This window comes from Pseudoalteromonas sp. ND6B, assembly GCF_000764215.1.
Taxonomy (GTDB): Bacteria; Pseudomonadota; Gammaproteobacteria; order Enterobacterales; family Alteromonadaceae; genus Pseudoalteromonas; species Pseudoalteromonas tetraodonis.
In genome coordinates, this window is the sequence record NZ_JQFL01000082.1 from 1 (window position 1) to 10430 (window position 10430).

A 10430-nucleotide genomic window follows, 5' to 3' on the forward strand; every position below is an offset into this window, starting at 1 on the left:
TGGATACCATTCAGTTTGTTGAGAATTGGAAGCTAGGGCTTAATCTACGGCTCAGTATCAAGTACTGGGCGGGGCTACAAGCTCACTAACTTCCGATGTAATAAATGATAGCTAATCATCTATTACAGAGAGATACAAGGCGGGGCTTTATGCCGCGCAGGTTGTTTGAAATGTTGTGAAAGTGCGCGAGGTAAACTCCCGCCTACAGGCATAAAAAAACCTTGCGATGTTAACCGCAAGGTTTTTAAATTTCTCGAACCTCGAACCTCGAACCTCGAACCTCGAACCTCGAATCTCGAATCTCGAACCTCGAATCTAGCTATTAAAAGCGTCTTGTAGTGGGGGCACTACTTGCTTTTTACGGCTTAATACGCCGTCTAGCCATACTTTACCGTCTTCTGGTTTTTCACCATAGGCTTGCTCAACTAGGCTGGCATCGTCTGATGCAATTAGCATTTGTGAGCCTTCTTTCATAATGTCGGTCAGAAGTAAAAATACTGAATGACGACCGCCTTCTTCTTTAAGCTTGGCAATGTCGGCTTCAAGGTCGGCTTTAATCTCGTCAAATACCGCAAGGTCAATAACTTCTAACTGACCAATACCAACAAGGTTACCGTTCATGTTAAAGTCTTTAAAGTCACGCATTACTAAATCACGTACTGGCGTATCTTCAACGGCTGATTTAACGCGGAACATGTCCATGCCTAGTTCTTTAAAGTCTTCAATGCCTGCAATTTCTGCAAGTGCTTCAACACATTTAATATCGGCTGTGGTACAGGTTGGTGATTTAAAAATAACCGTGTCGCTTAATATGGCGCAAAGCATAATGCCAGCAATATCTTTAGGGATCTCTACGTTATAAAAATCGTACATCATCTTAATAATGGTGTTTGAACAACCAACAGGGCGGATCCAACACTCAAGCGGTGTCGATGAGGTTAAATCACCTAATTTATGGTGATCAACTACGCCAACAACGCGAGCCTGATCAATATCATCAGGTGCTTGGGTTTTTTCTGTGTGGTCTACAATGTAAACGTCTTCGCCAGCGTAGCTAAGTTTAAGCTCAGGTGCTTCGAAGCCAAATTTATCTAAAATAAACTGTGTTTCTGGTGATACTTCACCAAGGCGGGTTGGAATTGCCGGCTCATCAATTTGGTTTTTTAAATAAGCCAGTGCAATTGCACCACATATTGAATCTGAATCTGGGATTTTATGGCCCACTACATACATTGACATTGACTAAACTCCTTAAAATTTGCCGATATTCTAGCAAAGTATCCAGCTTTTAACATATAGACAGTGCAATTAAGTTTTAGCTAAACTTGAAAACCTTATATAAATTAGGAACTGCATATGCGATTAAGCCGCAAAGGTTGGAACAATGTTATTATTTTTTCTATGTTGATCATGATCTTCTTTTTAAATGGTCTTCATAAAAAGATTGGATCCGATGAAACGCAGGCGCAACTGCAGCCACTACTTCCTGTGCAAAGCTTTGTGTTAACACTTGAATTTAGCGACCAAAAAATTGAGCGCATTGGTACAAGCTGGCGTACTACTGCTTTGATCAAAGAGGTACCGCTTAGTTGGCAAGGTTCAGAGCAGCAACTTAGTGAGCTTGTTTATTTATGGCAAAATACAGCGTTAATGACAACAGCCACACCTGATGCGCTTGATATTAATAAGCCACTATCGGCAGCGACGTTTGAACTCGCCGGTGAGCCCCTACCTTGGATGTACTTATTATATAAAGCAAATGGTGAGTATTATCTTCTCGAGAAAACCAGTCAGCGGCTAATGTTGCTTGATTTAAGCACTGCCAAGCAATTATTTCCTAGTTTTACCTTTTCATAGTGAGTTTTATAAATGCCTGAATTACCAGAAGTAGAAGTTAGCCGCATGGGCATTACCCCCCATGTGCTAAACCAAGTCGTTACTAAGGTAAACATTCATAATGCCAGTATGCGCTGGCCTGTGCCAGATGAGGTATACCAACTTGAAGGGTTGGTGGTTAGCAGTATTGAACGCCGCGCAAAATACTTGCTATTAGAATGTGAGCTTGGGGCGGCTATATTGCACTTAGGGATGTCAGGGAACTTGCGCGTTGTAAATAAAACCGAGCCACTTAAAAAACACGACCATGTTGAGTTTATTTTAGCGAACAATAAGGCGCTGCGTTTAAATGATCCACGCCGCTTTGGTTGTTGTTTATGGCAAGCACCCAATGAAGAGCATAAGCTACTTGCTAAATTAGGCCCTGAACCACTCACTGATGACTTTTTTGCTAAACGTGTTTATGAGCAATCATGTAATAAAAAAGTGCCCGTTAAGCAGTTTATTATGAATAACGCCGTTGTGGTGGGGGTCGGTAATATTTATGCTAACGAGTCGTTATTTAAAGCGGGTATCGATCCGCGAAAAGAAGCCGGTAAAGTAAGCCTTAAACGCTACCAAGCGTTAATCCCAATTATAAAAGACACCTTAGCCGCTGCAATTACCCAAGGCGGCACGACGTTAAAAGACTTTGCCCAAAGTGACGGTAAGCCAGGCTACTTTGCGCAACAGCTATTAGTGTATGGCCGAAAAGGCCAGCCTTGTGTAAATTGCGATACAGCACTAACAGAAATTCGTTTAGGCCAACGCAGCACTGTTTTTTGTGAGGTGTGTCAGAAGTAGAGAATAGCTGTCAGCTGTAAGTTTTCAGCTGTCAGTAAGAATGGTTACTCACTTGTTTTTATTTTTGCTATCAAACTTGTTAGCATTTTTGACAGCTGGACTGTTTCATTTAGCCAAGACTTACCTATGTCGGTATCAATATAGTTAATATCGATGCCAATATATATTTGGGTTCTTGCCTCAGCAAGCGAAGAGCGAGCGATATCTAAAAAGCGTGTTTTTTCTTTATCACTCTCTCTTGTCATGCCCTCAGCTATATTACTAGGAACAGATAAACCAGAGCGTGTTAATTGATCTCTAAAGCTAAAGTCTTTAATTAGTTGTGTATTTCTGTAAATATCAGCGCTAAGGCGGGCTGAGCGCTTCCATACATCTAAGTTTTCAAAGTTCATAATACAAAATCCTTATGCTCAGTTTTTATCCTAGTTGATATTTTATTAACTACAAATATCTATTTTCAGCAAGGAAGTATTTTCTGTTGACTCTAAAGTTATAATTAGCTTTTCTGACCGCTGACCGCTGACCGCTGACCGCTGACCGCTGACCGCTGACCGCTGACCGCTGACCGCTGAGTAATAACTTTTCTTGCGGAAAAAACAACCGGCCGGTAGCAATGTGATTTAAGTGCTGGTATACTCCCGCGTCTGCCACGTTGCGTTCTATGTCCTCATATAGTTTAGCCACTTGTGAGCGGCGAAAAAGTCTAAAACTCGAAGGGGTTGTAGCATACTTAGAGCGGTAGTTAATAATAACTACCTGTGGTTTTAATTGAAAAACATTGGATTTTTATAAATGAAAACGTTTGTTGCTAAACCAGAAACAGTAAAACGTGACTGGTACGTAGTTGACGCTGAAGATAAAACTTTAGGTCGCATCGCTACTGAAATCGCTCATCGCCTACGCGGTAAGCACAAAGCTGAGTACACACCACACGTAGATACTGGTGATTACATCATCGTTATCAACGCTGAGAAAGTTACTGTTACTGGTAACAAATTCAAAGATAAAGTGTACTACGCTCACTCTGGTTTCCCAGGTGGTCTTAAGTCTACTACTTTTGATAAACTTCAAGCTGCAAAGCCTGAAATGATCATCGAAAAAGCTGTTAAAGGCATGTTGCCACGTGGTCCTTTAGGCCGCGCTATGTTCCGCAAACTTAAAGTTTACGCGGGTACTGAGCATAACCATGCTGCACAACAGCCTCAGGTTCTAGACATTTAAGGAGCACTATCATGGCAAATCAATACTACGGTACAGGTCGTCGTAAAAGTTCAAGTGCTCGCGTATTCTTACGCCCAGGCACTGGTAACATCGTAATCAACAAGCGCTCTTTAGAAGAGTACTTTGGTCGCGAAACAGCACGCATGGTTGTTCGTCAAGCTCTTGAGCTTGTAGACATGACTGAAAAATTTGACCTTCACATCACCGTTGCCGGTGGTGGTACTACTGGTCAAGCTGGTGCTATCCGTCACGGTATCACTCGTGCACTTATGGAGTTTGACGAGTCACTACGTCCACAACTTCGTAAAGCAGGTTTCGTTACTCGTGATGCACGTAAAGTTGAACGTAAGAAAGTGGGTCTTAAGAAAGCGCGTAAGCGTCCACAGTTCTCAAAACGTTAATATTTACGTTATCAAGAATTCAAAAACCCAGCTTATGCTGGGTTTTTTGTTTTTAGATTAAATAAAAGGTATTAGGAAGATAAAGGTATTAGATATCAGGAAGACAAAGATCCAGAACAACCTAAAGCTCAAAACCTAAAACCTAAAACCTTTCCCTTTAAGACTAATGTCGACATTAGCTTGATCAGAATCGGCAAAGCATGCGTATTTATTGAACGAAAGCTTAAAAATGACCAACTAACGCAAAAAAAGTTAAATAATTATCGCAATTAGTTTAAATCCATCAGTTAATTGGTGAATTTTTTTGCTACAATTGGCGGGCAAATAAAGTAAATGAGTTTAATGTCGCCAAATTCAGTGGTTACTGTACTTAGTTGGTGAGATTGTACTTGTTTACAAATTGTTTTTACGGAAGCGATACTATAGTCATTTGGTTTCATACTCGAGCTTACTTAATCAACTATTTGAGCAAGTCAGGATTATTCGAGCAGGAGGCTGTGAATAACCTTGTTTTAAACAAGGGTTTTAATTATGATCGTTTCTCTTTTAAAATTCGAAAAATTAACCTGCTGTAACTGATGTTCTCAATATAGCAAGTGTTGAGAATCATAGTGGAGATAAGTGGATGAGCAATGCGCCTGTAGACAATGGCCGACGTCGCTTTTTAACCATAGCTACCTCTGTTGTTGGTGGTGTTGGTGCGGCTGGGGCTGCTGTTCCTTTTATTGCGTCTTGGAATCCAAGTGAGCGAGCTAAATCTGCGGGTGCGCCTGTAGAAGTAGATATCAGCAAACTTGAGCCAGGACAATTAATACGTGTCGAGTGGCGTGGTAAACCTGTATGGGTTGTATCACGGACCCCAAAAATGCTTGAGCAGATGAAAGAACATGAAGGTCAACTTCGTGATCCGCAATCGCAAGAGCCACAACAATTAGAATCATCAACCAATGATTTCCGTTCATTACGCCCAGAGATTTTTGTCGCTGTAGGTATTTGTACGCATTTGGGTTGTTCACCTAGCTTTTTACAAGGTGGCTTTGGTGAGAAAGTGGAAGGGACTGATGACGGTTTTTACTGTCCATGTCACGGTTCTAAGTTTGATATGGCTGGCCGTGTATTCCAATCGGTACCTGCACCATTAAATTTAGAAATTCCACCATATACTTTTCTTGATGAGACCACTATTTTAGTGGGCGAAGAACAAGGGGTGGCCTAATGTTTGGTAAAATTGTTGAGTGGATAGACGACCGTATCCCAATGACACGTGTTTGGAACATGCACATTGCACAGTATCCAGCACCAAAAAACTTTAACTTCTGGTACTTCTTTGGCTCACTCGCTATGTTAGTACTAGTTAACCAAATCCTTACCGGTATTTGGTTAACGATGAACTATGTACCATCTGCTGAAGGTGCATTTGCATCAGTAGAATACATCATGCGTGATGTAGAGTACGGTTGGTTATTACGTTATTTGCATTCAACGGGTGCATCTGCGTTCTTCATCGTTGTTTACATGCATATGTTCCGTGGCATGATCTACGGTTCTTACCAAAAACCACGTGAATTACTGTGGTTATTCGGTATGTTTATTTTCCTAGCCCTAATGGCTGAAGCGTTCATGGGTTACTTATTACCATGGGGTCAAATGTCGTTTTGGGGTGCACAGGTAATCATTTCACTGTTCGGCGCTATTCCGGTAATTGGTGATGATTTAACACTGTGGATTCGTGGTGACTACGTTATTTCGGGTGCAACGCTTAACCGCTTCTTTGCATTACACGTAATAGCATTACCACTGGTTATTGTTATCTTAGTATTTTTACACATTGTTGCATTGCACGAAGTGGGTTCTAACAACCCTGACGGTATTGATAACAAACGTAAAAAAGGAACCGTGGCTGAAGAAGACAAGCCTAAATTTAAGTTCCATGAATACTACACAGATAAAAAAGACATTATTGATGCGATACCGTTCCACCCTTATTACACAGTAAAAGATATTGTGGGTGTGGTTGGCTTCTTAATCTTGTTCTGTTGGGTGGTGTTCTTTATGCCTGCAATGGGTGGTTTCTTCCTAGAAGCGCCAAACTTTGAACCGGCAAACCCACTTAAAACACCAGCGCATATTTTCCCTGTTTGGTACTTTACGCCGTTTTATGCAATCTTACGTGCGATTCCAGACAAGCTAATGGGTGTTGCAGCAATGGGTGCATCTATTGTCGTGCTAGCATTATTACCTTGGATTGACCGTGGTTCGGTTCGTTCAGTTCGTTACCGTTGTGGTTTCCACAAATGGAACATTGCAGGCTTTGTAGTTACTTTCGTTCTTTTAGGTTGGGTTGGTGCTACACCTCAAACTGACTTTAAAACGCTTGTTTCGCAAATCTGTACTGTGACTTACTTTATGTTCTTCGTACTGTTATTTGTTTACAGTAAGAATGAAAAAACTAAGCCATTGCCTGAGAGGTTAACGAAATGATGAAAAAGCTACTTATTGGTTTATTCGCTTTATCAGTAAACGTATTACCAGCAATGGCGGCAGGCCCGTCAGTTCCTCTAATGGAAGCGGGTAACGATATATCTGATCAACCTTCTTTGCAACGTGGCGCAAAGTTGTTCATGAACTACTGTCTTGGTTGTCACCAAATGCAGTATCAACGTTATGAACGTACTTTCCGCGATATTGGTATTCCAACAGAGATTGGTCAAGAGCAACTTATTTTTGATGGTTCAAAAGTAGGTAGTCATATCAATAATGCAATGAAGAAAGAAGATGCTGCAAAATGGTTTGGTGCGGCTCCGCCGGATCTAACAAATGTTGCGCGTGTGCGTGGCAGTGATTGGATTTATACCTATTTAAAATCGTTTTACAAAGATGAATCTCGTCCGTTTGGCGTAAATAATACGTTATTCCCATCAGTGGGTATGCCACATGTTCTTCAAGAGTTGCAAGGTGTTCCTACTGCAATTACTGAAGAAGTAACAGTAAATGGTAAAACAACCACTCATATTACTGGTACAGAAACAGATGGTACGGGCGAATTAAGTGTAGATGAATATGACCAAGCAGTTCGTGATTTAACGAATTTCCTAGAGTATGTAGGTGAACCTACACGTCTCGAATCGGAAGCGCTAGGTATTAAGGTACTTGGATTCTTAGTGATTCTATTTATCTTGGCATTTATGCTGAAGAAAGAATACTGGAGAGATGTTCATTAAGTTTGAACATATTTAAAGGTAATTTTGCAATAGGGGCTTAAGCCCCTATTGCTGTTTTAGTTATTTAATGGAGGTAGGCATGGCCGTAGCTGCCAATAAGCGCCCTGTAATGACCCTTTTTTCTGGTGCTAACTGTATGTATAGCCACCAAGTACGCATTGTACTTGCTGAAAAAGGTGTAAGTGTAGATATTCATATGGCTGAAAAGGATAATCTGCCAGAAGCACTTCACGAAATTAACCCTTACGGCACAGTGCCAACACTGATTGACCGTGAGCTTGGTTTATATCAGGCAAACATCATCATGGAATACCTTGATGAACGTTTTCCTCATCCTCCACTAATGCCTGTATACCCGGTCATGCGTGGTCGTAGTCGTTTAATGATGCACCGTATTGATACTGATTGGTACAGCCTAGCTGAAAAAATCATTAACAACACGTCTGAAGCAGCGCAAGCGCGTAAAGAGCTGACAGAAGCATTACTTGCAATAGCACCGATCTTTAGTGAAGCGCCTTACTTTATGAGTGAAGAGTTTAGCTTGGTTGATTGTTACTTAGCTCCACTATTATGGCGTTTACCTGAGTTTGGTATTGAGCTAAATGGTGCAGGCTCTAAAGAACTTAAAGAGTATATGATCCGTTTATTTGAACGTGAATCATTCCAAGCTTCTTTAACTGAAGCAGAGCGTGAGATCCGTTTATAATGACCTCTAATCGTCCTTATTTACTACGCGCTTTTTTTGATTGGATTGTTGATAACGAATGCACGCCACACTTAGTGGTTAATGCTGACTTTCCTGCAGTGCAAGTGCCAACACAGTTTGTTCAAGATGGCCAGATTGTATTGAACATAAGCCCTTCGGCGGTTACGCAGTTTTCGTTAGATAATACTCAGCTTAGCTTTAACGCGCGCTTTGGCGGCCAGCCAATGCAAGTGTACGTGCCTTTAGGGGCTGTACTTGCAATATATGCACGTGAAAATGGCGAAGGCACGGTCTTTACTGCAGATGAGTTTTTAGAGGACGAAGACGATTTTGCTCCAGAGCTTGAAAGTGTTGATTCATCACCAGAGATAGTTGATGAAACGCCAGCTCCCAAGCCTGAAAAGAAAAAAGGCTCACATTTACGCGTTATAAAATAGCCCGTAAATGTTAGAAAAAAACCGCTTAAGAAGCGGTTTTTTTATGTCTGTATGAAAATATTAGGCTAAAGGCTAAAGGCTAAAGGCTAAAGGCTAAAGGCTAAAGGTTAAAGGCTAAAGGCTAAAGGCCCCCTGTGTCAGGATAGTTGTCGCCTCTAACTTTTAATAGAGGCAGATATAATGAGACGTCGATTTACACAAGAATTTAAAGTTCAAGCGGTTGAAAAAGCATTATCTCAATGTGATGATGTTCGCTTAGAAGATATTGCAGATGATTTAGGTGTCGGTTATTCAACGTTACAGCGTTGGATAGCACTCGCAAAAAAACATCAACTTGAAACACACCAGACGGGTAGCCAAATGACAGCAGAAAAACGACCACAAGACTGGAGTTTAGAAGAAAGACTCAGCGCGATTATTGACTGTGGTCATTTAGATGAAACAGCCATTAATGAATACTGTCGTAATAAAGGGCTTTACCCGCATCATATTAAGCAGTGGAAGCAAGATTTTGCCCAAGGACCTACAACGAAACTAGTTAAATCAGACAGTAAACAGCTTAAGCAAGAGATAAAACAGCTGCAAAAAGAACTGAATCGTAAAGATAAGGCCTTAGCTGAAACAGCCGCTCTGCTTGTTCTCAAAAAAAAAGCGGATGCACTCTGGGGTTTCAACGAGGACGATTAACAACACTGGCTGAGCGACATGAATTAATAAAGCTTATTACAAACGCGCAGGATTCAGGGGCAAGGAAAGAAAAAGCATGTGAGTTACTTGGGCTGACGGCAAGAACCGTTCAACGTTGGATTGAAGCTGACAATATGACTGACAAGCGAACAAGTACGATAAAACGGCCGCCAAATCGTCTCACAGAGTTAGAGCGGCAGCGTATTATTAATACGGTTAACTCAACTGAGTATGGGCATTTACCGGCCAGTAAAATAGTCCCTAAGCTGCTTGATAACGGCATATGGATAGCGTCTGAAAGTTCATTTTATCGTGTCATGAAGGCACATAACTTATTAACGCATAGAGAAAAAGTAAAGCCGGCAAAGCCGATGAAAAAGCCAAGAGCATTGAAGGCAGTGCGTGCAAATGAAGTGTATACCTGGGATATCACCTATTTACCAACGAGCGTAAAAGGGCAGTTTTTATACTTATATTTAGTGATGGACATTTTTAGTCGAAAGGTTGTCGGTTGGCAGGTTCACGACACACAGTTAAGTGAATTAGCCGCAGATTTAATGAAGGATATTTGCAGTCGAGAGCAAATAAAGCGAGAGCAAGTCACGTTGCACTCAGATAATGGCAGCCCAATGAAAGGCGCGACATTGTTGGCAACATTACAGGAGCTAGGCATTGTGCCATCATTTAGCCGACCGTCAGTAAGTAATGACAACCCGTACTCTGAGTCGTTATTTAAAACGTTAAAGTATCGCCCAGAATACCCAGAAAAGGCATTTGAAGATATAAGCGCAGCAAGAGAATGGGTAAGCGGATTCGTTGATTGGTACAATAATGAGCACCTACACAGTGGTATAAAATTTGTGACGCCAAATCAACGTCATTCAGGTTTAGATAAAGAGATATTAGCCAAGCGTCAGCAGGTAAACGATGCTGCTAAATTGAATAACCCAAGTCGTTGGTCAGGAAAGTCACGAGATTGGTCAATGATAAACGAAATAAATTTGAATCCTGAGAAAAAAGAAGAAATGCGGGCGGCATAAAATTTAACTTGAGGCGACAACTAACTTGAAAAACTCCG

At 41.3% G+C, this 10430-nt stretch carries 12 protein-coding genes; 10 read left to right on the forward strand and 2 right to left on the reverse strand.

Translation table 11 applies throughout. The annotated features are described in order from the left end of the window. Positions 1 to 315: 315 nt before the first annotated feature. The gene (locus tag ND6B_RS00795) at positions 316 to 1239 is read right to left on the reverse strand and encodes a manganese-dependent inorganic pyrophosphatase (RefSeq protein WP_033104356.1); all 924 of its coding nucleotides are present in this window, start codon (positions 1237 to 1239) and stop codon (positions 316 to 318) included. Between the two features lie 117 nt (positions 1240 to 1356). On the opposite strand from ND6B_RS00795, the gene ND6B_RS00790 reads away from it, so the two are divergent. Further along, entirely contained in the window at positions 1357 to 1857 is a 501-nt protein-coding gene (locus ND6B_RS00790) for a hypothetical protein (protein ID WP_013464037.1), read from the forward strand. Positions 1858 to 1869: 12 nt separating this feature from the next. Beyond that, positions 1870 to 2679, forward strand: coding sequence for a bifunctional DNA-formamidopyrimidine glycosylase/DNA-(apurinic or apyrimidinic site) lyase (gene mutM, locus ND6B_RS00785; protein ID WP_033104357.1), 810 nt, complete (start codon positions 1870 to 1872; stop codon positions 2677 to 2679). A gap of 44 nt (positions 2680 to 2723) precedes the next feature. On the opposite strand, the gene ND6B_RS00780 is transcribed toward mutM, so the two are convergent. Beyond that, positions 2724 to 3071: a four helix bundle protein gene (locus ND6B_RS00780; RefSeq protein ID WP_013464039.1), complete on the reverse strand. Its 348-nt coding sequence runs from the start codon at positions 3069 to 3071 to the stop codon at positions 2724 to 2726. Between the two features lie 400 nt (positions 3072 to 3471). Between ND6B_RS00780 and rplM the strand changes: the two genes are divergently transcribed. The 8 genes from rplM (at position 3472) to ND6B_RS00735 (ending at position 10392) form a co-directional block, all read left to right on the forward strand. Beyond that, entirely contained in the window at positions 3472 to 3900 is a 429-nt protein-coding gene (gene rplM, locus ND6B_RS00775) for a 50S ribosomal protein L13 (RefSeq protein ID WP_008110876.1), read from the forward strand. Between the two features lie 8 nt (positions 3901 to 3908). Next, entirely contained in the window at positions 3909 to 4301 is a 393-nt protein-coding gene (gene rpsI / locus ND6B_RS00770; protein WP_024600778.1) for a 30S ribosomal protein S9, read from the forward strand. Between the two features lie 625 nt (positions 4302 to 4926). Beyond that, a complete protein-coding gene (petA, locus tag ND6B_RS00765) occupies positions 4927 to 5517 on the forward strand; it encodes a ubiquinol-cytochrome c reductase iron-sulfur subunit (RefSeq protein WP_010390661.1) in 591 nt (196 codons plus the stop codon). Further along, complete coding sequence (locus ND6B_RS00760) at positions 5517 to 6782, forward strand: cytochrome b (protein ID WP_008110864.1); 1266 nt, start codon at positions 5517 to 5519, stop codon at positions 6780 to 6782. Before petA ends, ND6B_RS00760 begins: the two co-directional genes overlap by 1 nt. Beyond that, positions 6779 to 7522 carry a cytochrome c1 gene (locus ND6B_RS00755; RefSeq protein WP_008110862.1) on the forward strand — a complete coding sequence of 248 codons (744 nt, stop codon included), beginning with the start codon at positions 6779 to 6781 and terminating at the stop codon, positions 7520 to 7522. The genes ND6B_RS00760 and ND6B_RS00755 overlap by 4 nt, the downstream gene beginning before the upstream one ends. Positions 7523 to 7601: 79 nt before the next feature. After that, positions 7602 to 8228, forward strand: coding sequence for a stringent starvation protein SspA (gene sspA, locus ND6B_RS00750; protein WP_013464041.1), 627 nt, complete (start codon positions 7602 to 7604; stop codon positions 8226 to 8228). Continuing rightward, positions 8228 to 8665, forward strand: coding sequence for a ClpXP protease specificity-enhancing factor (locus ND6B_RS00745; RefSeq protein WP_008110860.1), 438 nt, complete (start codon positions 8228 to 8230; stop codon positions 8663 to 8665). Before sspA ends, ND6B_RS00745 begins: the two co-directional genes overlap by 1 nt. A gap of 180 nt (positions 8666 to 8845) precedes the next feature. Then, positions 8846 to 10392, forward strand: a protein-coding gene (locus ND6B_RS00735; protein WP_152569104.1) for an IS3 family transposase whose coding sequence is annotated in 2 segments (ribosomal slippage) — positions 8846 to 9326 and positions 9326 to 10392 — 1548 coding nt in all. Because the reading frame shifts where the segments join, the coding sequence is not laid out codon by codon here. Positions 10393 to 10430 lie beyond the last annotated feature (38 nt).

Bases quoted from the DNA above. Each gene is read 5' to 3' on its own strand.
- ND6B_RS00795 (WP_033104356.1), bottom strand. From the start codon at position 1,239: ATGTCAATGTATGTAGTGGGCCATAAAATCCCAGATTCAGATTCAATA.
- ND6B_RS00790 (WP_013464037.1), top strand. From the start codon at position 1,357: ATGCGATTAAGCCGCAAAGGTTGGAACAATGTTATTATTTTTTCTATG.
- mutM (WP_033104357.1), top strand. From the start codon at position 1,870: ATGCCTGAATTACCAGAAGTAGAAGTTAGCCGCATGGGCATTACCCCC.
- ND6B_RS00780 (WP_013464039.1), bottom strand. From the start codon at position 3,071: ATGAACTTTGAAAACTTAGATGTATGGAAGCGCTCAGCCCGCCTTAGC.
- rplM (WP_008110876.1), top strand. From the start codon at position 3,472: ATGAAAACGTTTGTTGCTAAACCAGAAACAGTAAAACGTGACTGGTAC.
- petA (WP_010390661.1), top strand. From the start codon at position 4,927: ATGAGCAATGCGCCTGTAGACAATGGCCGACGTCGCTTTTTAACCATA.
- ND6B_RS00760 (WP_008110864.1), top strand. From the start codon at position 5,517: ATGTTTGGTAAAATTGTTGAGTGGATAGACGACCGTATCCCAATGACA.
- ND6B_RS00755 (WP_008110862.1), top strand. From the start codon at position 6,779: ATGATGAAAAAGCTACTTATTGGTTTATTCGCTTTATCAGTAAACGTA.
- sspA (WP_013464041.1), top strand. From the start codon at position 7,602: ATGGCCGTAGCTGCCAATAAGCGCCCTGTAATGACCCTTTTTTCTGGT.
- ND6B_RS00745 (WP_008110860.1), top strand. From the start codon at position 8,228: ATGACCTCTAATCGTCCTTATTTACTACGCGCTTTTTTTGATTGGATT.